General features: G+C 73.5%; 18 protein-coding genes and 1 pseudogene. 8 read left to right on the forward strand and 11 right to left on the reverse strand.

The window, feature by feature from the left end; translation table 11 throughout:
* On the reverse strand, positions 1-750 hold the full coding sequence (locus LCN96_RS33995; RefSeq protein WP_225266516.1) for a class I SAM-dependent DNA methyltransferase: 750 nt from the start codon (positions 748-750) through the stop codon (positions 1-3).
* A 127-nt stretch (positions 751-877) separates the two neighbouring features.
* Here LCN96_RS33995 and LCN96_RS34000 point away from each other — a divergent pair, with 127 nt between their 5' ends.
* A complete protein-coding gene (locus LCN96_RS34000) occupies positions 878-2,071 on the forward strand; it encodes a cytochrome P450 (protein ID WP_225266517.1) in 1,194 nt (397 codons plus the stop codon).
* Here LCN96_RS34000 and LCN96_RS34005 read toward each other — a convergent pair.
* From LCN96_RS34005 to LCN96_RS34015, 3 genes are all read right to left on the reverse strand, one after another.
* Positions 2,032-2,664, reverse strand: coding sequence for a TetR/AcrR family transcriptional regulator (locus LCN96_RS34005; RefSeq protein WP_225266518.1), 633 nt, complete (start codon positions 2,662-2,664; stop codon positions 2,032-2,034). The two genes, LCN96_RS34000 and LCN96_RS34005, sit on opposite strands and share 40 nt — an antisense overlap.
* Positions 2,665-2,784: 120 nt before the next feature.
* Positions 2,785-3,213, reverse strand: a complete 429-nt coding sequence (locus tag LCN96_RS34010; protein ID WP_225266519.1) for a MerR family transcriptional regulator — start codon at positions 3,211-3,213, stop codon at positions 2,785-2,787.
* Positions 3,214-3,220: 7 nt separating this feature from the next.
* Positions 3,221-4,021 carry a methyltransferase domain-containing protein gene (locus LCN96_RS34015; protein WP_225266520.1) on the reverse strand — a complete coding sequence of 267 codons (801 nt, stop codon included), beginning with the start codon at positions 4,019-4,021 and terminating at the stop codon, positions 3,221-3,223.
* A gap of 139 nt (positions 4,022-4,160) precedes the next feature.
* Here LCN96_RS34015 and LCN96_RS34020 point away from each other — a divergent pair, with 139 nt between their 5' ends.
* On the forward strand, positions 4,161-5,237 hold the full coding sequence (locus LCN96_RS34020) for a threonine aldolase family protein (protein ID WP_225266521.1): 1,077 nt from the start codon (positions 4,161-4,163) through the stop codon (positions 5,235-5,237).
* 71 nt (positions 5,238-5,308) lie between these two features.
* Here the strand turns inward: LCN96_RS34020 and LCN96_RS56820 are convergent.
* Positions 5,309-5,362: pseudogene (locus LCN96_RS56820) on the reverse strand (hypothetical protein); the annotation flags it as partial.
* Positions 5,363-5,437: 75 nt separating this feature from the next.
* Here LCN96_RS56820 and LCN96_RS34030 point away from each other — a divergent pair.
* Positions 5,438-5,827 carry a GbsR/MarR family transcriptional regulator gene (locus LCN96_RS34030; RefSeq protein WP_225266522.1) on the forward strand — a complete coding sequence of 130 codons (390 nt, stop codon included), beginning with the start codon at positions 5,438-5,440 and terminating at the stop codon, positions 5,825-5,827.
* On the opposite strand, the gene LCN96_RS34035 is transcribed toward LCN96_RS34030, so the two are convergent.
* Positions 5,824-6,324, reverse strand: a complete 501-nt coding sequence (locus LCN96_RS34035; protein ID WP_225266523.1) for an Lrp/AsnC family transcriptional regulator — start codon at positions 6,322-6,324, stop codon at positions 5,824-5,826. The genes LCN96_RS34030 and LCN96_RS34035 overlap by 4 nt on opposite strands.
* 134 nt (positions 6,325-6,458) lie before the next feature.
* Here LCN96_RS34035 and pdhA point away from each other — a divergent pair, with 134 nt between their 5' ends.
* The 3 genes from pdhA to LCN96_RS34050 are packed head-to-tail and all read left to right on the forward strand — an operon-like array spanning position 6,459 to position 10,061.
* On the forward strand, positions 6,459-7,565 hold the full coding sequence (pdhA, locus tag LCN96_RS34040; RefSeq protein ID WP_225266524.1) for a pyruvate dehydrogenase (acetyl-transferring) E1 component subunit alpha: 1,107 nt from the start codon (positions 6,459-6,461) through the stop codon (positions 7,563-7,565).
* A gap of 1 nt (position 7,566) precedes the next feature.
* Positions 7,567-8,583, forward strand: a complete 1,017-nt coding sequence (locus tag LCN96_RS34045; protein WP_225266525.1) for an alpha-ketoacid dehydrogenase subunit beta — start codon at positions 7,567-7,569, stop codon at positions 8,581-8,583.
* The gene (locus LCN96_RS34050) at positions 8,580-10,061 is read left to right on the forward strand and encodes a dihydrolipoamide acetyltransferase family protein (protein WP_225266526.1); all 1,482 of its coding nucleotides are present in this window, start codon (positions 8,580-8,582) and stop codon (positions 10,059-10,061) included. The genes LCN96_RS34045 and LCN96_RS34050 overlap by 4 nt, the downstream gene beginning before the upstream one ends.
* Here the strand turns inward: LCN96_RS34050 and LCN96_RS34055 are convergent.
* Positions 10,010-10,426, reverse strand: a complete 417-nt coding sequence (locus LCN96_RS34055; protein ID WP_225266527.1) for a VOC family protein — start codon at positions 10,424-10,426, stop codon at positions 10,010-10,012. The genes LCN96_RS34050 and LCN96_RS34055 overlap by 52 nt on opposite strands.
* Positions 10,427-10,647: 221 nt before the next feature.
* On the opposite strand from LCN96_RS34055, the gene LCN96_RS34060 reads away from it, so the two are divergent.
* Positions 10,648-12,255 (forward strand): ATP-binding cassette domain-containing protein, encoded by a 1,608-nt coding sequence (locus tag LCN96_RS34060; RefSeq protein ID WP_225266528.1) that lies wholly within the window; start codon positions 10,648-10,650, stop codon positions 12,253-12,255.
* A gap of 65 nt (positions 12,256-12,320) precedes the next feature.
* Positions 12,321-13,313 (forward strand): magnesium/cobalt transporter CorA, encoded by a 993-nt coding sequence (corA, locus tag LCN96_RS34065; protein WP_225266529.1) that lies wholly within the window; start codon positions 12,321-12,323, stop codon positions 13,311-13,313.
* Between the two features lie 20 nt (positions 13,314-13,333).
* Here the strand turns inward: corA and LCN96_RS34070 are convergent, their stop codons facing one another.
* The 4 genes from LCN96_RS34070 to LCN96_RS34085 all read right to left on the reverse strand — a co-directional run bounded on the left by LCN96_RS34070 (position 13,334) and on the right by LCN96_RS34085 (position 20,511).
* Entirely contained in the window at positions 13,334-14,584 is a 1,251-nt protein-coding gene (locus tag LCN96_RS34070; RefSeq protein WP_225266530.1) for a sensor histidine kinase, read from the reverse strand.
* Positions 14,585-14,736: 152 nt separating this feature from the next.
* The gene (locus tag LCN96_RS34075) at positions 14,737-15,702 is read right to left on the reverse strand and encodes a hypothetical protein (RefSeq protein WP_225266531.1); all 966 of its coding nucleotides are present in this window, start codon (positions 15,700-15,702) and stop codon (positions 14,737-14,739) included.
* Between the two features lie 175 nt (positions 15,703-15,877).
* Complete coding sequence (locus LCN96_RS34080; protein WP_225266532.1) at positions 15,878-17,626, reverse strand: peroxidase family protein; 1,749 nt, start codon at positions 17,624-17,626, stop codon at positions 15,878-15,880.
* 74 nt (positions 17,627-17,700) lie between these two features.
* A complete protein-coding gene (locus tag LCN96_RS34085; protein ID WP_225266533.1) occupies positions 17,701-20,511 on the reverse strand; it encodes a CHAT domain-containing protein in 2,811 nt (936 codons plus the stop codon).
* Positions 20,512-20,607 lie beyond the last annotated feature (96 nt).

Below are 20,607 nucleotides of genomic sequence, written 5' to 3' on the forward strand. Positions count from 1 at the left end.
TCAGCACGGTTGCGCCGCGCCGGCCGTGCGCCAGACCGAGACGTGGCTGCGGCTGTCGCCGGTGAACGGCTCGCGGGCCCAGCCGCCCCACCGCGCCTCCAGGGTCATCCCGGCCAGCCGCGCCATGAGGTCCAGCTCGGCCGGCCACACGTAGCGGTGGGTCGAGGAGTAGGTCTCGACCTGCCCGTCCACCGTCCAGTAGTGGTGGGAGACCGCGAGTTGCGCGGCCACGTCGTACTCCTCGAAGCCCAGGTGCGACGGGGTGACGGCGAACGGGTGGACGGTCTGGCCGGGTGGGAGGCGGCGTAGCTCGGGGATGTAGACCTCGATGACGAAGCGGCCGCCCGGCTCCAGGTGGGATGCCGCGTTGCGGAAGCACTCGACCTGCTCGTCCTGGGTGGTCAGGTTGGTGATCGTGTTGCGGACCAGGTAGGCGAGGGCGAACGTGCCGTCCACGCGGGTGGTGGCGAAGTCGCCGGCGGTCACGGCGAGGTGCTCGGCACCCGGTTTGCTGCGGAGCTGGGCGATCATCGCGGCCGAGAGGTCGATGCCGTGCACGCGGACGCCGCGCCGGCTGAGCGGCAGGGCGAGGCGGCCGGTGCCGATGCCGAACTCCAGGGCGGTGGCGGCCGGGCCCGCGAGGTCGGCGAGGAGGTCCACCGCCGGGTCGACGACCGCGGGGTCGAACAGCTCGGGCCATTTCTGCTCGTAGGTCTGCGCCAGGCGGGCGTCGAAGGTGTTCTGCGGCATGAGGCCACTGTGGGCACGGGCCGGTCGCGTGCGCCACTCGTTTGCAACGCGCGGCGTTGCGTACGTAATACCTCTATGCGTACAGTGTTCCCGCATAGGGAACGACGTACACGTGGAGGATGTCGAGATGACCGAGCCGTTGGCAGAGCTGCCTCTCACCCGCGCCCCCGGCTGCCCGTTCGATCCCCCGCCCGAGCTGGCCGGGGTGCGGGAGCAGGCGCCGGTCAGGCGGCTGACCTTCCCCGACGGGCACGAAGGATGGCTGGTGACCGGGCACGCGGCCGCCCGGGCGGTGCTGGGTGACGCCCGGTTCAGCTCGCGGCCCGAGCTGATGCACTTCCCGATGCCGGGGGTGCGCTTCGGCGACGTGCCCCCGGCGGCGGTCGGTCACCTCACCGGGATCGACGCGCCCGAGCACACCCGCTACCGGCGGCTGCTGATCGGCAAGTTCACCGTCCGCCGCATGAACCTGCTCACCGAGCGCGTCAGGCAGTTCACCGCCGCGCAGCTCGACGTCCTGGCCGAGCACGGGCCGCCCGCCGACCTGGTGCGGCTGTTCGCGCAGCCGGTGCCCGCGCTGATGATCTGCGAGCTGCTGGGGGTCCCGTACGCCGACCGCGAGAGCTTCCAGCGCCACGCCGTGGTGCTGGAAGGCGGCGACCACAGTGCCGAGGAGCAGATCGCGGCCTTCGGCGCACTGTCGGAGTACCTGCACGGGCTGGTGCTCGCCAAGCGCGCCCGCCCCACCGACGACCTGCTCAGCGACCTGACCACCACCGGCCTCGGCGACGAGGAGCTGTCCGGCCTCGGCGCCTTCCTGCTCGGCGCCGGGCTCGACACGACCGCGAACATGATCACGCTCGGCACGTTCGCCCTGCTGAGCCACCCCGAGCAGCTCGCGGCCCTGCGCGCGGACCCGGCGCTCGCCGACCAGGCCGTCGAGGAGCTGCTGCGTTACCTGAGCATCGCGCACACCGGCATGCGGGTCGCGCTGGAGGACGTCGAGCTGGACGGCCACCTCATCGGGAAGGGCGAGACGGTCGTGCTGTCGGTGCAGGCGGCCAACCGCGACCCGGCCAGGTTCGCCGACCCGGACCGCCTCGACCTGCGCCGGCCGGCCGTCGGGCACCTGGCGTTCGGCCACGGCGTGCACCAGTGCCTGGGCCAGCAGCTCGCCCGGGTCGAGCTGCGCGTCGCGCTGCCCGCGCTGGTCGGCCGCTTCCCTGCGCTGCGCCTGGCCGTGCCCGCGGAAGAGGTGCCGCTGCGCGGCGGCATCGACATCTACGGCGCGGCGCGGCTCCCCGTCACCTGGGAGGACTGAGCCCGGCTCGACTTGAGGTAGGCGATGCCCAGGTCGAGGGCCGACTCCAGATGGGTGGTCTGCCCGGTGGACATCTGGATCAGCACGCCGCCCTGGATGCCGGCCAGGATGGCGGCCGCGGCGCGGTCGGGGTCGAGGGCGGGGTCGATCTCGCCGCTCTCCTGCATGTGCCGCACCCCGGCGGCGATCTCGGCCTGCCAGCGCGCCATCAGCTCGCTGACCACTGCCTGGGCTCCGGGTGTGCGGTCGCCGAGGTGGGAGGTGACGGAGTTGAGCGGGCACAGGCGCCCCTGCCTGCGGTAGCGGTCGACGACCTTGTCGCGCCACGCCTGCCAGGCCGGCCAGGACGTCAGCTCGTCGAGCTGGGGGCGCTGGTCCGCCAGCACCCGGTCGGCCTCGAACCTGGCCACGGCCAGCAGCAGCTCCTCGCGCCCGCCGGGGAAGTAGTGGAAGAGCTGGCTCTTGCTGGTCGCCGTCACCGACAGCACGTCGTCGAGGGTCGTGGCGGCCACGCCGTACTCGCGGATGAGCTCGGCCGCGCCTTCGAGGATGCGCTGCCGCGTGGCGGCTCCCTTACGGGTGAGCGTGGGCATGATCCACCTCCATGGTGATCCACCCTATCCTGTTCTGGACTTGCGGGTCCATTTTCCTACCGCCCGCTGGCCCGCTACTGCATCGGCTGCCGGCGCCTGGCCGAGACGGCCTGAGCCCCGTCAGATCACGCACCCCTCCGCGCTCAGGTCGCGCACGCTACCGGCGCCCTCGGCCAGGCGCCGGTAGGAGGGGCACTGCGTGAAGTCCTCGGCGGTGCACTCCATGAGGTGCTCGATCAGCCGCTTGGACGCGGCGATCTCCGAGAGCCGCCGCTCGAGGTCCGCGTGATGCCGTTCGAGCAGGGCTCGGCGCTCGGCCCGGCCCGCCGCGCCGAGCACCTCCCTGATCTGGTCGAGGCTCATCCCGCCGCCCTTGGCCCGGATGATCGTCAGGACCCGTACGGCGTGGTCGCGGGTGTAGCTGCGGCGGCCGTTCACCCGGGTGGCGGGGGTCAGCAGGCCCATGGCCTCCCAGTGGCGCAGCACGTGCGGCGCCAGGCCGAAGCGCTCGGCCAGCTCGCCGATGCGCATCGAGTCGGTTGACTTCATGTTGACATCAACTCACGGTGTACACGCGGGTGGTGCCGAACACGCCCGTGTCCTTGCGCCGCCAGGGCGTCACCGTGCGCAGGTGGCGGAAGCGGCCGGTGCTCAGCAGGTGCGCCTCCTCGACGGGGTTGAAGTAGATGACGGTGATCGGGCGCGGGTTGCGATCGGCCGAGTCGAGCAGGCGGTCCATGGCGGCGGCGAACGTCCGTCCCCTGAACGGGTTGTTCAGGAACACCACACTGACGTCGTCCGGGATGTCGTAGTCGAGCACGTCCGACTGCACGATCTCGACCTTCCGCGCGCGGGTCCTGAGCCGGGTGGTGACCAGGTTGGCCCTGGCCACCTCGGCCAGCTCGGGCGACAGCTCGACGCCGATGACCTGCTTGAACGGGTAGTTGCCCGCAGCCTCCAGCACCATGCGGCCCTTGCCCGCGCCCAGGTCGAGGAAGACGTCCTGCGCTCCGACGTCCCGGACGGGCAGCGCCCGGCGCAGCGTGCCCCAGTGGGCGGGCGAGTAGTAGACGCGGTCGGGGTGGTCGAGGCCGAAGTCCGCGAGGTCGGCGAAGTCGGCGGTGCTCACGCCGTAGCGCTGGTCGTACAGCAGCCGGGCCAGCCTGCCGCGCAGCGAGCGCAGCCGTACGGGCACGCCACCCATCATCACGACCTCCTCCGCCGGCAGCATCGCCTCGCACCCCAGGGCCATGGGCGCGCTCGTCACCAGGGCCCCGAGCAGCAGCGGCAGCTTCTCCCGTACGGTCGTACGCGGGCTGCCGGACAGCGGGGCGGCCAGGTCGTCGATCACAGTCACAGGCGTCTCCTCCGAAGGCGTCCGGCGCTCAGGGTGTCCGGCTACGGCCTGAGTGTGACAAGCCAGGGCGGGTCAGGACAGCCCTTGACAAGTAGGCTTGTGCACCTCATTCGCGACGACGCCGCGCCGGGAGCCGAAGATGGCCGATGCCAGCCCGCCCGTACGACGGGCCCTGTTCCTGCACGCGCCGGCCCGGCGCAGGCCGCGGGTGGTGCTGGAGCGGATGCTGGAGCTGGTGGACGACGACACGCCGCCCGACGGCCCCGACGGCCCCGTCGCCGTGCTGGAGCGGCGCCTGGCCGCGCTGCTCGGCAAGGAGCGCGCGCTGTTCTTCCCCAGCGGGACGATGGCGCAGCAGGCCGTGCTGCGCGTGCACGCCGACCGCGCCGGGCGCCGCACCTTCGCCGGGCACCCGTACACGCATCTGGACGTGTGGGAGGAGCAGGGCTACAACGCGGTGCACGGGCTGCGCTTCCGGCGCGCCGGCGACCCGTACGAGCTGATGACCGCGCAGGACCTGACCGCGATCGGCGAGCCGCTGGCGGCGGTGGTGTGGGAGCTGCCGCAGCGCGACCTGGGCGGCCTGCTCCCCGAGTGGGACGCGCTGGGCGAGCAGGTGGGGCTGATGCGGGCGACCGGCGCCGCCGCGCACCTGGACGGGGCCCGGCTGTGGGAGGCGCAGACGTACTACCGGCGGCCGCTCGACGAGATCGCCGGCCTGTTCGACTCCGTGTACGTCTCGCTCTACAAGAGCCTGCAGGGCGTGCGGGGCGCCGTGCTCGCGGCGGACTCGGGCACGGTGGCCGCCGCCGAGGTGTGGCGGCAGCGGCTCGGCGGCGGCATCGCCGACGCGTGGCCGCTCGCGCTGGCCGCCCTGACCGGCCTGGACACGATCGCGGAGCGCATGCCCGCCTACCGCGACCACGCCATCGCCATCGCCGCCGCGATCAACGCCGACGGGGCCGCCCGCACCCGCCCGGAGCCGCCGCAGACGCCGCTGTTCCACGTGCACCTGCCCGCCTCGAAGCAGGCCGTCGAGCGAGCCGGCCGGGAGCTGCTGGAGGAGCAGGGCGTGCAGCTCTGGGGCCGGGTGCGCAGCGGGCCCGACCCGTCCCGCTGCAGCTTCGAGATCACCGTCGGCGAGAACGCGATGGACTTCACGCCCGAGGAGGTGGCCGCCCTCCTGCGCGACGTGCTGGCCCGCGCCGCGAAGTAGGGCGCGTACCGCGTGGCGGCCAGGCCGTACCGTGAGTCGCTCGCCCGCCGCACGCCCTCCTCGAAGGACGGGACGACGGCGACGCGGGCGACCGGCCCGAACATCTCCTCGGTCATGACCAGCATGGACTCGTCCACGCCGGTGAGCACCGTCGCGGGGTCGTAGAAGCCCCTGCCCCCGGGCACCCCGCCTGGCCGCCCATGGCGGGGCGCGCCGCGGGCGTGCTGATGCTCAGCCCGGGGCCGCTCTCGACGGCGGAGCTGCAGAGCGCGCTCGACGCCGGCAAGGGCTCGGTCTCGGAGATCACCCGCCTGCTGGTCGGCAGCGGCACCGTGCGGCGTTTCAAGGAGCCCGGCTCCCGCCAGTACGTCTACGAGTGGCGCGACGACGCCTGGATCGGCTGCCTGCAGCACATGCTGGAGCAGACCAGGGAGCTGCTCATCCTCGCCGAGCACGCGCGGGCCCGGGGCGAGGAGGTGCCGGAGCCGCAGCGCGGGCGGCTGCGCGAGATGCACGAGTACTACACGTTCATGGCCGGGCACATCGAGGCGCTGCTCGCGGAGTACAGGACCATGAAGGGCGCCTCCTAGCCCCTCCAGTGCGCGCCGCTGCCCCGGGCCTCGTCGAAGACCAGCCAGGTGCGCGTGGACAACACCCCCGGCACGTCCTGGATGCGCTCCAGCACCACGTGCCGCAGCGTCTCGTTGTCGGGCGTCCTGACCAGGACCAGGATGTCGTAGTCGCCGCCGACCATGGCGAAGTGCTCGACGAAGGGGATCTCCCTGAGCTGGGCCAGCACCGCGCGCCAGGAGTTCTGCTCGATGGTCACCGACACGTACGCGCTGGTGCCCAGGCCGGCCTTGTGCGGTGCGAGCTCCACGGTGAAGCCGGTGATCACGCCGTCTTCCATGAGCCGGGTGAGGCGGGCGTAGGCGTTGGCACGGGAGATGTGCACGCGTTCGGCGAGCGTGCGCACCGACATCCGGCCGTCGCGCAGCAGCTCGGCGATGATCGCCCGATCGACGGCGTCCACCCCGGTGGCCGAACGTCCCGGCCAGCCGTTCCCAGAGGCCTCTTCGCCCGACAATTGGCCTCCCATCAGGCTGTTCCCAACCATTCGTCGCTCATTATGACTCCTCTCTTGAACGGATGGCCAGACAGACGGACGCTTTCTGTGACAAATGTCCCAGAGAGGATCACCAGCAGAAAGTGAGTGTCCTCATGTCCACGAAGACGTCGGCGAGGGCCGTGCGGGAGCTGCTGCCCTCGCCCGGGCCCATCAGGTTCGTCGATGAGCACGGCTCCGCCGTCAAGGCTCCCCCGGGGTACACCGTGCCGCCGGACGAGCTGCTGCGCGAGGCGTACCGGTGGATGGTCGTGGGTCGGCGCTTCGACACCCAGGCGACGGCGCTGACCAAGCAGGGCAGGCTGGCCGTCTACCCGTCCAGCCGGGGGCAGGAGGCGTGCCAGGTCGCGGGCGTGCTCGCGTTGCGCGAGCGGGACTGGCTGTTCCCCACCTACCGCGACTCAGTGGCGCTGGTGGCGCGCGGGCTCGACCCGGTCGAGGTGCTGACGCTGCTGCGCGGCGACTGGCACTGCGGCTACGACCCGGTGGCCACCCGGGTGGCGCCCCAGTGCACGCCGCTGGCCACGCAGGTGCTGCACGCCACCGGCATGGCGGAGGCGCTGCGCCGCAAGGGCGAGGACGGCGTGGTGATGGCCTTCATCGGGGACGGCGGGACGAGCGAGGGCGACTTCCACGAGGCGCTCAACTTCGCCGCCGTGCTGAAGGCGCCCGTGGTGTTCTTCGTGCAGAACAACAAGTACGCCATCTCCGTGCCGCTGGCCAAGCAGAGCGCGGCGCCGGCGCTGGCCTACAAGGGCGTCGGGTACGGCGTGCCCGCCGAGCAGGTGGACGGCAACGACCTGGTGGCGGTGCTTTCCGTGCTGTCCGCGGCCGTGGAGCACGCGCGTGGCGGGCGGGGGCCGTTCCTCGTCGAGGCGCACACGTACCGGATGGACGCGCACACCAACGCCGACGACGCCACCCGCTACCGCGACGAGGAGGAGGTGCGGCGCTGGGGCGCGGCCGACCCGCTGCCCCGGCTGGAGACGTACCTGCGCGGGCGCGGCCTGCTCGCCGACGAGGACGTCGAGTCCGCCCGTACGCGCGGCGAGTCGCTCGCCGCCGACCTGCGGGCGCGGATGAACGCCGACACCGAGCCCGACCCCCTGGAGATCTTCGACCACGTCTACGCCGAGCCCACCCCCCAGCTCCTCGAACAGCGCGAGCAGCTGCGGGCCGAGCTGAACGCACAGGAGAGCTGACATGCCCACCGTCTCGATGGCGCAGGCCCTGAACACGGCCCTGCGCGACGCGCTGCGCGACGACGAGCGCGTGCTGGTCTTCGGCGAGGACGTCGGCCCACTCGGCGGCGTCTTCCGCATCACCGACGGGCTGACCAGGGACTTCGGCGAGGAGCGGTGCTTCGACACGCCGCTGGCCGAGTCGGGCATCGTCGGCCTCGCGGTCGGCCTGGCCATGGGCGGCTTCCGCCCGGTCGTCGAGATGCAGTTCGACGCCTTCGCCTACCCGGCGTTCGAGCAGATCGCCTCGCACGTCGCCAAGCTGCGCAACCGCACGCGCGGCAAGCTGGCGCTGCCGATGGTGATCAGGGTGCCGTACGCGGGCGGCATCGGCGGGGTCGAGCACCACTGCGACTCCAGCGAGGCGTACTACGCCCACACCCCCGGGCTGAAGGTCGTCACCCCGGCCACCGTCGAGGACGCCTACTGGCTGCTGCGCGACGCCATCGCCGACCCCGACCCGGTGGTGTTCCTGGAGCCGAAGAAGCTGTACTGGGCCAAGGCCGAGGCCGCGCTGGAGCGGCGCGCGGCGGCGCCGTTCGGGCGCGCGGTGATCCGGCGGCCCGGCCGTGACGCCACCCTGGTCGCCTACGGGCCCTCGGTGCCCGTCGCCATGGAGGCCGCCTCCGCCGCCGCCGAGGACGGGCTGGACCTGGAGGTCGTGGACCTGCGCACCATCGTGCCCCTCGACGACGAGACCGTGGTCGCGTCGGTGCGGCGTACCGGGCGGTGCGTGGTGGTGCAGGAGGCGCAGGGGTTCGCCGGGGTGGGGGCCGAGATCGCGGCGCGGGTGCAGGAGCGGTGCTTCCACTCGCTGGCCGCGCCCGTGCTGCGGGTGGCGGGGTTCGACATCCCCTATCCGCCGCCGAAGCTGGAGCACGCGCATCTGCCCGGGGTGGATCGGGTGCTGGACGCGGTCGACCGGCTGCAGTTCGACGACCTGCCCGACGTGCGGCATCTGGCCAGGGGGGCGGCGTGAACACCCTTGAGGCGCAGCTCTTCCGGCTGCCCGATCTGGGGGAAGGGCTGACCGAGGCCGAGGTGGTGGTGTGGAAGGTCGCCGCCGGGGACAGCGTGGAGATCGACCAGATCGTGGTGGAGGTGGAGACGGCCAAGGCTGCCGTGGAGGTGCCCGTGCCGTATGCGGGGGTCGTGCTGGAGCTGCATGCCGCGGCGGGTTCGACCGTGTCCGTGGGGGATCCGCTGATCTCGGTCGGCCCCGGCGGCGGTCTTGGTGATGGTACGGGCACGGCCTCGGGCGGGGCCTCGGGCGGGGCCCCGGGCGGGGCCTCGGGCGGGGCCTCGGGCGGCGGCACGGGCGGCGGCGCCGATCCGGCGGCGGAGCGGTACCGGGAGGAGGAGCGGGCCGGGTCCGGCAACGTGCTGATCGGCTACGGCACGGGGCACCTCGCGCAGCGGCGGCGCCGTCGCCGGGGGCGCACCGGCGCGACCGCCACCGCGCACCTCGCTGTGCAGTCCATCGGGCAGTCCATCGGGCAGTCCATCGGGCAGCCCATCGGGCAGCCCATCGGGCAGCCCGCCGAGCCGGCCGCCGTCCCCCCGGCCGCGGCGGATCGCGGTGAGGCGCCGCGGGTGATCTCGCCGCTGGTGCGCAGGCTGGCGCAGGAGAACGGCATCGACCTGACCGGCGTCACCCCCAGCGGCCCCAACCGGGTCGTCCTGCGCCGCGACGTCGAACGCGCCATCGCGCAGTCCCGCGAACCGGCAGCCACCACAGAGCACGACACGCCCACCTCACCGCAGGAGCCCGAGCGCATCCCCCTGCGCGGCCTGCGCCGCGCGGTGGCCGAGAAGCTGTCCAGGAGCAGGACCGAGATCCCCGACGCCACCACCTGGGTGGACGTGGACGCCACCGCCCTGCTCGACACCAAGCAAGCCCTGCGCACAGCCGTCCCGGACAGACGCATCGGCCTGCTGGCGCTGCTGGCCCGCATCTGCGTCGCCGGCCTGCGCCGCTACCCGGAGCTCAACTCCACGGTCGACCTCGAACGGGCGGAGATCGTCCGCTACCCGCGGATCCACCTGGGCTTCGCCGCCCAGACCGATCGCGGCCTGGTCGTCCCGGTGGTCCGCGACGCACACACCCTGACGCTGGCGGAGCTGGCCGCCGAGCTGGCCCGCCTGACCGCCCAGGCCCGCGAGGGCACGCTGCCCCCGCAGTCGCTGACCGGAGGCACCTTCACCCTCAACAACTACGGCGTGTTCGGCGTGGACGGCTCCACCCCGATCATCAACCACCCGGAGGCGGCCCTGCTCGGGGTCGGCCGCATCATCGACCGGCCGTGGGCGGTGGACGGCGCGCTGGCGGTCCGCAAGATCACCCAGCTCTCGTTCACGTTCGACCACCGGGTCTGCGACGGCGGTGTCGCCGGCGGGTTCCTGCGCTACGTCGCCGACTGCGTGGAACGCCCGGCCACGCTGCTGGCCGACCTCTGAGGAACGGGCGAGCCGACGCGGTGCAGGGTGCCGTCGGGGTCGACGTAGGCGAACTCGCGCAGCCCGTACTCGGTGTCCTGGGGCCGCGTGAGCCGCCCCGGGACGCCGGCGGCGGCCCACGCGGCGTGCAGGGCGTCGGCGTCGGAGACGTACAGGTAGACGACCGCGCCGGTGCGGCCGGGGTCGTGCTCGGCCCATTCGTTCAGGTGCAGCGACACGCCGCCGCGCTCGACGAAGGCGTACCGTGCGCCGCCCGTGTAGGCGCGGACGCCGAAGCCGAGCAGCTGATAGCGCTCCATCGCCGCGTCCAGGTCGAGCACCGGCACCACCGGCGCCACGCTCTCGAACTCCACCCCGTCGGCCACCGCGAACCTCCTCCTTCGGCCCTCCCCCCATGATGCCCGTGATCGCCGGGTAAACTGGGGCCGTGCATCTGTACTTCCTGTGAGGACGACCGCCTCGCCCCGCCCGTGACGGGCGCGGCCTGGCACGTTCGCCGTCGTCTCTCACCCTCAGGCTCCCCGCCCCGCGTCCCCGGGACGGGCGCGAGCCTGTCTTCGACAGGAAGCACATGTCTGCCGACATCATGTCATCCGCTCGTTCGCGAGCCCAGCTCAACGCCACCGCCCTGCGCCTGTCGCGCGGTGGCCGTCCGGTCCTGACCGGCGTGGACCTCGTCGTCTCCCCCGGCGACCGCCTCGGGGTGGTCGGCGAGAACGGCCGTGGGAAGACCACCCTGCTGCAGGTGCTCGCCGGCGCGCTGGCCCCCGACTCGGTCACCGTGCACCGCGCCGGCACGCTGGGCGTCGCCGACCAGGAGGTGCCCGTCGCCGCCGACGGCACGGTCGGCGATCTCATCGACGTGGAGCTGGCCCAGGTGCGCGCGGTGCTGCGCGCGTTCGAATCGGCCGCCCACGACCTGGTCGAGGAGCGTCCAGGCGCCGAGGAGGCGTACGCCGAGGCGCTGGCGGCCGCCGACTCCATCGGCGCCTGGGAGGCCGACCACCGGGTCGGTGTCTCGCTGGCCGCGCTCGGCGCGGTCGCCGACCGTTCTGTGCCGCTGGCACAGCTGTCGGCCGGGCAGCGCTACCGGATCCGGCTGGCCTGCCTGCTGGGCGCGGGTCACGATCTGCTGCTGCTCGACGAGCCGACCAACCATCTCGACGCCGGCGGCCTGGACCACCTGACCGCCGCGCTCCGTGCGCATCCCGGCGGCCTGGTGCTGGTCAGCCACGACCGGGCGCTGCTGTCGGACGTGGTGACCGCCGTGCTGGACCTCGACCCGACCAGCGACGGGCGTCCCCGCACGTACGGGGGCGGGTACGCGGGTTACCTGGAGGGCCGGCGGGCCGAGCGTGAACGCTGGGAGAGCGCGTACCGCGACCAGCAGCTCGAACACCGCCGCCTCGCCCAGGATCTCTCAGCGGCGCAGAACCGGCTGTCCACCGGCTGGCGGCCGGACAAGGGCACCGGCAAGCACACCCGCGCCACCCGCGCGCCGGCCCTGGTGCGGGCGGTGCACCGGCGGCAGGAGCAGTTGGAGGCGCACCGCGTGGACGTGCCGCAGCCGCCGCTGCGCTTCCAGCCACCGCACCTGGACGCGCCCGCCGGCGTCACGCTGCTGCGCGCCGACGGCGTGACCGTACGGGGGCGCCTGGAGGAGCCGCGGTCGGTGCTGCTGCGCGCGGGCGACCGCCTGGTGGTGACCGGCCAGAACGGCTCGGGCAAGTCGAGCCTCCTGCACGTGCTCGCGGGCCGGCTCGCCCCGGACACGGGCTCCGTGCAGCGCGGGCGCGGCACGCGGGTCGCCCTGCTCGCCCAGGAGTCGCCGCCGCCGTCGCGGCGCCGCGCCTTCGAGGTGTACGAGGCCGCCGTGGGCCGGCTCGTCGGCTCGGGCGCGCTCGACGAGGCGGACACCATCGGGCTCGGCGGGCTCGGCCTGCTCCCTTCGCAGGCCCTGCACCGGCCGGTCGCCGAGCTGTCGGTGGGGCAGCGGCGCCGGCTCGACCTGGCGCTCCTGCTGGCCGCCCGGCCGCAGGTGATGCTGCTGGACGAGCCGACCAACCACCTGTCCATGGTCCTGATGGAGGAGCTGACCGAGGCGCTGGCCACGATGGGCGCCGCGGTGGTGCTGGCCACGCATGACCGCCGCCTCCTGCGCGACACGCAGGCGTGGCCACGGCTGCGGCTCTGAGGCTCCGCGGTGGCCGGCACAGGCGCGGGACGGGCGGCTTGTCCGGGTACGCGACAATACCGTTTGTGATTGTGGACAAGGCGATCTACTGCGGCGGCGTGCGCGAGACCATCACCGGCGACATCAGCGACGCCTTCAACGCCGCGCGGGCCAGGGGCGACTGCTTCCTGTGGATCGGCCTGCACGACCCCACGCAGGAGGAGTTCGACCTGATCACCCACGAGGTGAAGCTGCACCCGCTGGCGGTCGAGGACGCCATCCACGCCCACCAGCGGGCCAAGCTCGAACGCTACGACGACACTCTGTTCGTGGTGCTCAAGCCGCTGCTCTACCTGGACGAGACCTCCGACATCGAGGTCGGCGAGATCAACCTGTTCCTCAGCAGCGACTTCGTCATCAGCGTCCGGCACGGCCAGGCCGCGCCGCTCGGCGCGGTGCGCCGCCGCATCGAGAGCGACCCCGGGCTGCTCGCCGCGGGCCCCTCCGGAGTGCTGTACGCCATCTGCGACCAGGTCGTCGACGACTACTCCCGCGTCACGCACGAGATCGAGAACGACCTCATCGCGCTGGAGCGCCGGGTGTTCAGCGGCGACTACGCCGACGCCACCGAGGACATCTACTCGCTCAAGCGCGAGGTCCTGGAGTTCCGCACCGCCCAGGACCCGCTGATCCCGGTGCTGGAGGAGATCGTGAAGGGCCGGGTGGAGCTGTGCGCGGACACCCGGGAGCAGTACCGCGACGTGCTCGACCACCTGCTACGCGTGGACTCGGCGGTGGACGAGCACAACGAGCTGCTCACCAGCGCGCTGACCGCCCACCTGGCCCTGACGGGGCGGGAGCAGAACAAGGTGGCCATGCAGCAGAACGCCGACATGCGCAAGATCTCCTCCTGGGCCGCGCTCATCGCCGTGCCCACGATGATCGCCGGCATCTACGGCATGAACTTCGACCACATGCCCGAGCTGCACTGGGTGATCGGCTATCCGCTCGCCCTGGGGGTCATGGTCGTCGCCGTCATCATCGTCTTCCGGCTGCTGCGCAAGAGCGGCTGGCTCTGAGGCGGGCGGCAGCCGCCGGGCTACCAGGTGCGCGGGAGCGGGAAGCGGGCGCGTACCGCGAAACCGCCGTCCGGCTCGGGCCCGGTGTGCAGGCTGCCCTCCACCATCGCCAGCCGCTCCCGCATGCCGACCAGCCCGTGCCCGGACCGCCCGCCGGTCGTCCTGGCGGTGCCCTCCCTCGTGCCCTCCCTCGTGCCCGCGCCGGCGGGCACCGGCGCGGGGCCGTTGCGCACCTCCAGGGTGAGCGCCTGCTCGTCGTAGCCGATGGCGACCGCCGTCGGGGCGGCGTGGGCGTGCCGCAGCACGTTCGTCAGCGCCTCCTGCAGCACCCGGTACGCGGTGACGTCCAGCACGGGCGGCAGCCGGGGCAGGTCGGCGGGGGCGTCCAGCGTCACGGCGAGGCCGGCCGCGCGCACGTCGGCGATCAGCTCGTCCAGCCGCACCAGTGACGGCATCGGCGCCACCTGCCCGCGGTCGGCGCGCTCGCGCAGCAGGCCGACCAGGCCGCGCATCTCCTCCACGGTCTGCCGGCCCAGTCGTTCCAGGCCGGCCACGACCTCCTGCTCCGCCGGCCGGTCGCCGAGCAGCCTGCGCAGCGCGCCCAGTTGCAGGGTCATCACGCTGACCGAGTGCGCGACCGCGTCGTGCACCTCCCTGGCGATGCGCGTGCGCTCCTGCGCCACCGCCGCCAGCGCGCTGGCCTCCCGCTCGGCGTCGAGCGCCGCCGCCAGCTCGGCCGACTGCGCCGCCAGCTCGGCGGAGCGGGCCGCCAGCTCAGCGAAGTGCGCCGCCAGCTCGGCGTGCCGCGCCGCCCGCTCGCCGCCGCGCCGCGCGAGCAGGCCCATGGACCAGCACGGCAGCAGGAGCGCCGGGACGAACAGCAGCTCCCACACCGACGCCGCGGACAGCGCCGTGGCGGCGAACGACGCGACGGCCAGGACCAGCGTCACGGCGGAGCGGCGGGCCGGCTCGCGCCAGCCCGTCCAGAAGACCGCGCCGAGCACGCCGATCAGGGCCGCGCCCGAGACGCCCGGCGCGCCGAAGACGACCATGCCCACGGGCAGGCAGAGCGCCGCGATCAGCGTGCCGGGCAGCGGGTGCCACGCCGCGAGCACCAGACCGGCGCCCATCACCACCCCCGACACCCAGGTGGCGGTGGCGGCGGCGCCGAAGAAGTCGTCGAGCCGCGTCTCGGCCACGGCCAGCACGGCCACCAGAAGTCCGAACACCACGGGAATGAGGCGTACGTCCCTCAGCCGCGTCCACGTCATGGCCCCCGATCGTAAAGGCGGCCCCCACCTGTGCGACTCCGCCCAACGGGGGATCCTGACAGGCCATCGTCTCCCCCTGACAGCGGACCCGGCCGGTTCCCGCTCGGCCGGAGCGCGGCCCCGTCCCGGACAGGGCGGGCGTGAGCCCGCGTTCAGCTCGTGATGGTGACGTCCCGCAGCAGGAAGTAGCTCATGGCGTCGGCCTGAAGGTACAGGTGGAACTTCTCCGCCCGGGGCCGGGCCGTCCTGTCTGCCGTGACGATGGTGGCGATCACGTACTTCTTGGCGACGTTGGCGCGGATCTGGCCGTACGCGAAGGTGTCCAGGGTCATGTCGCTGCGGATGTTCACGGCGTCCGAGTCGAGCTTGGCCAGCCGTGTGGCGGCGGCCTTGGCCGCCTTGTCCGTCGGGAACGCCATCGTCACCTGCACCGCCCGCAGGTGGCCCCGGTACGCCGAGTAGGCGACCTGGATGGCGCGCTCGCAGTTGTTCCTGGCCAGCACGCCCTGGCCGTCCACCGGGTCGCAGGTGTCGTAGGACCAGCCGCCGACCTTGTTCGCCGAGAACTTGACGTCCTCGAAGCGGAAGCGCCAGTCGTCGAACTCGTCGTGGGTGATCGGCGAGCCGGGCGCGGCCTGCGAGGTGCCGGGGGTGGTGCCGGCGGGCTCGTCGGCGGGGCTCGTGGGCTCCTGCGACGGGGCGGGCTCCTGCGACCGGGTGGGCTCTGCGAGGGTCCTGGTGGGGTCGGTGTCGGACAGGCTGGTGGCGGGCTGGGCGCGGGAGGCGCTGAAGTAGGCGACCGCGCCGGCCGTGCCGCCCAGGAGGAGCATGACCCCGAGCGCGGCGGACAGGCCGATGATCAGGGTGTTGTGGCGTCTGGGTGGCAGGCCGCCGAACTCGTAGGGGTGGTTGGCGTAGGTGGTGGTCTGCAGGTTCGGCGGGGGTGCGGGGCCTGCCTCCTGGTGGTGGTACGGGCCGGGCCCGTAGTCGGGGCGGTGGCCGTGATCGGGGGGTGGGCCGCCCTGGCGGGGCTGGGGGCCGTGCCCGGGGTGGCCGTATCCCTGCGGTGCCTGCTGGCCCCACGGATCATCGGGCTGGGGCTGGGAAGGGTAGGTCATTGGCCCATTGTGGGGCGGCCGGGGCCGCTCGCCCGGGGCACACCGCCAAGGGGCATGAGAGTGAACCGGGGCCGCTCGTGCGTGCGTACAAGACCGAAGGCCGCCGTCCCGCCGCGCGCGGAGCAGCGGAGCCGGGCGGTATGCGGGCGGGCGCCGCGCGCCCGCCCTCGCGGCGCTACTGGACGCGGTTCAGCAGGACGGGGTCGTGGCCGAACGCGTGCAGCAGGAGATGCGCCATCGTGAACCGGCCCGACGGCGTCGGCAGGTCCGGCCGCCATTCGGGCCTGCGGACGATCGAGTACCGGCTGCCCTCCATGCAGCGGTGCATGACCTCGGCGACGATCCGGCCGCCGACGCCGGTCAGCACCCCGTTGTTCAGCTCCGCCTCGCGCAGGATGTAGAGCCAGAGCGGCGTGTGCTCCGTGACGGGGTGGGCGTCGCCGAGGTGGCTGAGGTTCGCGGCGGTCTTGTCGCCCACGAGGATCTGGTTGGCGTTCAGCTTCGGCAGTTGCATGAGCTCCGCCGCCTGCTGCCCGCTGGCGAGCTGGATCATGTCCGCTCTGACCAGGTTGCGGAAGGCCAGGTTGCGCTGCAGGTCGTCCGGGATGCCGGGGGCGAGCCGGCCGCCGAAGGAGCCGGGCGGGAGCTGGCCGAGGAAGCTGCCCACCAGCGTGTCGATGCGCTTGGCGCGGTTGACGTCGCCCGGCGGCAGGCCGAGCCCGGCGCCCGCGTCGCCGTCCCCCATCAGGTCGAACAGCCGCCGCCAGTCCGGGATCCAGTTGGACGGCAGGCGGTTGTCGGCGTTCAGCACGCCGGAGGTCCCGGAGAACCTGAAGAGCAGGGCCAGGGTCGCCGGGATCTGCTGCGAGTTGAAGACGCGGTTCCACTCGTAGGAGTCGCGGACCATGCTGTGCCCGAGCCGGAACGCCGCGATCGAGAACTCGATCGGCATCGTGGGCAGTTGCCCGGGCACCACGGTGGCGTACCGGTCGCCGTTCTGGCCGCCGTTGCCGTAGGAGTCGCGGTACGGGTCCACCGGCACCTCGAAGAACCGGCGGCCGTGAGTGAAGACGTCCTCGACGATGGTGCGATCCACGATCCTGGGCAGGAAGTCGTGGCGCAGCACCCACTGGTAGTGCAGCACGACTCTCTCGCGTGCCTTCTCGAACAGCAGGGCGCTGGGCACGCCGTTCGCGGCGAGCTGGTCCACGATCCGGTTGTGGAAGTGGATGAACGCCAGGTGGATCTGCGCCACCGCGAGGTTCTCGTCGTTGCGCGGGTCCGGGATCAGCGGCCGGCCGGTCCCCTGCTCCCGCGCCAGGTCGAACCCATCGAAGTCGGGCAGGTCACCCACCGCGGCGGTGGAGCCGGTGCGCAGGCGCATGCTGCCGGGCTCGAAGAACGCGGCGCTGTCGGGGTGGCCGGGCCCGAAGCCGTAGAGGGCGTCCAGGTCGAGGGCCGGTGAACGGCCCTGGATGAGCTGGTCGAGGGTGACCCGCTCCCCCAGCGTGGCGTCCGTCTTGTCCATGGTGAGGTCGTGGTCGACGAACTGCCCGAGGTAGGTGTAGCCGGCGGGGATCGTGGAGTCCGGCTGGTCGGTCTCGCTCGCCGGCACCATGGCCTCGGCGATCTGCCGGGACAGCGTCGTGTCCACGGTGCCGCCGATCGCGAGGGGCGCCTGCCTGGGCACGAGCCGGGAGAAGCGGAAGTGCCGCAGCTCCTCCCAGGTCGAGGGCCGCCGGCAGCCGGCGCCCTGCTCGGGGTGGTAGAGGCCCTCGTCGGTGATGTAGTACTCACTGCGCTGGTGGCGGTTCATGGACGGTCGGCTCCTTTCCGACGGGCGAGGCTGGGGCGCCGCGCCCGCCGGCACCACCGCGAGACGGATCTCCTGGCCGGGCAGGGGCTGCGTGTCGTCGGCGCTCATGCCGCACCTCTGGGGGTTCCGGGGATCTCTCTAACCCGCACCAGAGGGACCGGGTGCCGCCTTGATACCGATGATCAAGCGGGCACGGTGGAGTCCGCCCCCATGCAGACGAATCCGGCCGCCACCGCGTACGCGGCCAGGTCCTCCCCCGCCACCTGCTGCTGCGCCTGCGCGAGCGCGGCGGCGGTGGAGTGGCCCGCGGCGAGCAGCTTGTGCAGGGCGATCATGAGCGTGGTGCTCTCCACGTCCAGGATGGACAGGACGGGGGCCACGATCGTGCGGGTGCCCAGGGCCAGGAACGTGGCGCTGAGGCCGAGCAGCTCATCCCCTGGGCGGACCACGAACCGGCCGCTGTCGCAGGCCGCCAGGATCACGATCCCGGGCGGGTGGCGGAGGCTTTCCAGGTCGTAGACGGTCAGCGGGCCGTCGGCCAGGCGGAGGGAGGAGAACAGGGGGTTGGTGGGGTGGATGTGGCCGTGCGCGGCGATGTGCGCGAGCCCGGCGCCGTCCAGGGCTGCCAGCACCGCCTCCGTCCCTGCGGCGGCGTCGACCAGGGCGGGCACGGCGTGGATCGAGGCGACCCCCTCGGCCTCCGCCCGCGCGCCCGGCAGCCCCGGCCCGGCCGCCGCCAGCACGCGCCCCGTCCCCGGCACACCTGCCGCACCCAGAGCGCCTCCCGCCGCCGCCCCCGGCGCGCCTCCCGCTGATGGCACATCTGCCGCCTCCCGCGCTCCTCCCGCTGCCGGAACGCCTTGCGCCCCCAGTGCCCGCCCAGCCCTCCCCGCAGCGCCACGTGCCTGTTCGCCATCGGACCGGGAGGTGACGCCCGCCTGGTTCCCGGTGTGCCAGAGGGTCGCCGACGGTGACAGGCAGACGGGGCGGCCCGCGCACGACGGCAGCACCGACCACGGCAACGCCTGGACGGGCCCGCTGGGCACCAGCACCAGCGGGCGATCCCCCAGGTCACCGGCCAGCGGCCGCATCAGCAGCGCGTCGAGCCGGTCGGCGGTCCTCCGCAGCAGCAGCTCGGCGGCGTCCTGGCTGCCGGGCAGCGACTGCCGCCTGGCCATCCGCCGCAACGCGAACGGCACCCGCTCGACCAGCGACCGGATCGGCCCCACCGGCCCCAGCTCCCGCAGCCGCACCCGCCCGTCCACGACGGTGATGGCGTACATCAGCTCGTCCACGTGCACGAACTCCACCAGCGCCCGCTCCCCGAGCGCCCGCCCCAACTCGCGCGGCGGCACCGGAGCGGCCAGCGCGCCACCTTCGGCGTGGTGCCGGCAGTAGTCGCGGATCTCCCGCTCCAGCGCGACCTGCCGCTCCGTCAGGACGGCGGCGTCCTCCCCCGCCGCGCGCCGCAGCCCGATCTCGGCGACCACGACGCGCAGCCGGGCCAGCGCACCGGCCAGCCGCGGGTCGTTGGGCGGCCTGGCGGGCTTCATCAGCAGGTGCCTGGCCCGCCCCTGCTCCGCCCAGGCCAGCACCTCCTCCGGCCGGCCGTCCTCCAGCGCCATCCGCAGGCCCAGCTCGGCCGCCCCGACCCGGATCCCGGACGCGTGCGCGCGCAGGTCGGTGGCGCCGAGGGTGGCGCGGTGCTCGTCGTGCACGCGCAACGCGGTGCGCAGCGCGATCTTGGCGCCGCGCCGGTTGCCGCGCGCCAGCCGTACCAGTGCCTCGGCGTGCCAGGCGTGCACGCGCTGGATGGCGGGCCCCCGCAGCCGCCTGCGTGCGGCGAGTTCGAGCTGCCGCTGGGCGCGGGCGGTCCAGCCGCGCGCCAGCGCCAGCCCGGCGGCCAGCATGCGCGCCTCCACCTCGGTGGACAGCCAGCGGGCCGCGGCCAGCTCGGCCGCGCACCGCTCCACCCGCCCGACACTCACCCCGGCGCCGGCCGCCGCCGCCGACCTGGCGGCCACGAACCTGGCCAGCACCGCCCATTCCGGCCGGCGCTGCCGGCCGAAGCCCAGTGCCGCGCGACGGGCCTCGCGCACGGCCCGCTCGTGGTCGCCTTCCAGGTACGCCGTCCGCGCGAGCAGCAGCCTGGCCTCGGGCACCCCCACGGTGCGCTTGCGGCGCCCGAACTCCGCCAGGGTCTCCTCGGCCGCCTCCCCCGCCTCGGCGATGAGCCCGGCCGACAGCAGCAGCTCGGTCCTGTCGGCCAGCGTCCAGCAGAGCTGATGCGTGTCGAGCTGCCTGAAGCGTTCCTCGGCGAGGTCGAGGTAGCGCAGCGCGGCGGGCACGTCACCGCGGTGAGCGCAGATCCAGCCGAGGTTCTGCCACACGATGGCCAGCGACAGGTCCAGGCCGAGCCGCCGGCACAGCCGCTCCGCCTCGTGCAGGTCGTGCTCGGCCAGGGCGAACTCGTTGCGGAAGCCGTGCACGATGCCGCGGTTCGACAACACCCGCTGCAGCCACAGGTGATCGCCGGCCTGTTGCAGCGCGGGCACCGCGACCCGATAGCCGGCCAGCGCCTCGTCCGGCCTGCGCAGGTGGTTGAACATCACGGCCCGCTGCGCCTCGGCCCGCGCCCTGCCCACGCCGCGCAGGTCCGGCAGTGCCCGGTCCACCTCGCTGAGCGCCTGCTCCATGCGCCCCTGGACGCACCAGACGAAGGCCAGGCGCAGCCGCGCCTCGGCGGCCAGCTCCGGCGACCCGGCCCGCTGGGCGAGCCGGATGGAGTCACGCAGGTGCCGGGCTGCCACGTGCAGGTCCGTCACGTGCAGCGACGCGATGCCGAGGGCGCGCGCCGCCACCGAGGCGAGCCTGAGGTCGCCTTCTTCCCTGGCGCGCCGCGCCACGTCCGCGGCCTCGGTCATCAGGCGGGCGGGGTCGGACTCGGCGAGCCGCAGCAGCTCCGCACCCGGATCGGAAGGGCTCAGACTCACTCACGGGAGTTTGCCGTGAAAACGGCGGGATGTGATGTATCAGAGCGGCGACAACTGCTCTCTGTTTTTCGGCGCGCGCTTTCACCGCATCCCCCA

It is taken from the genome of Nonomuraea gerenzanensis (genome assembly GCF_020215645.1).
Taxonomy (GTDB): Bacteria; Actinomycetota; Actinomycetes; order Streptosporangiales; family Streptosporangiaceae; genus Nonomuraea; species Nonomuraea gerenzanensis.

Bases quoted from the DNA above. Each gene is read 5' to 3' on its own strand.
- LCN96_RS34030 (WP_225266522.1), top strand. From the start codon at position 5,438: ATGGCGGGGCGCGCCGCGGGCGTGCTGATGCTCAGCCCGGGGCCGCTC.
- LCN96_RS34005 (WP_225266518.1), bottom strand. From the start codon at position 2,664: ATGCCCACGCTCACCCGTAAGGGAGCCGCCACGCGGCAGCGCATCCTC.
- pdhA (WP_225266524.1), top strand. From the start codon at position 6,459: ATGTCCACGAAGACGTCGGCGAGGGCCGTGCGGGAGCTGCTGCCCTCG.
- LCN96_RS34070 (WP_225266530.1), bottom strand. From the start codon at position 14,584: ATGACGTGGACGCGGCTGAGGGACGTACGCCTCATTCCCGTGGTGTTC.
- LCN96_RS34010 (WP_225266519.1), bottom strand. From the start codon at position 3,213: ATGAAGTCAACCGACTCGATGCGCATCGGCGAGCTGGCCGAGCGCTTC.
- LCN96_RS34000 (WP_225266517.1), top strand. From the start codon at position 878: ATGACCGAGCCGTTGGCAGAGCTGCCTCTCACCCGCGCCCCCGGCTGC.
- LCN96_RS34020 (WP_225266521.1), top strand. From the start codon at position 4,161: ATGGCCGATGCCAGCCCGCCCGTACGACGGGCCCTGTTCCTGCACGCG.
- LCN96_RS33995 (WP_225266516.1), bottom strand. From the start codon at position 750: ATGCCGCAGAACACCTTCGACGCCCGCCTGGCGCAGACCTACGAGCAG.
- LCN96_RS34045 (WP_225266525.1), top strand. From the start codon at position 7,567: ATGCCCACCGTCTCGATGGCGCAGGCCCTGAACACGGCCCTGCGCGAC.
- LCN96_RS34075 (WP_225266531.1), bottom strand. From the start codon at position 15,702: ATGACCTACCCTTCCCAGCCCCAGCCCGATGATCCGTGGGGCCAGCAG.
- LCN96_RS34080 (WP_225266532.1), bottom strand. From the start codon at position 17,626: ATGAGCGCCGACGACACGCAGCCCCTGCCCGGCCAGGAGATCCGTCTC.
- LCN96_RS34060 (WP_225266528.1), top strand. From the start codon at position 10,648: ATGTCATCCGCTCGTTCGCGAGCCCAGCTCAACGCCACCGCCCTGCGC.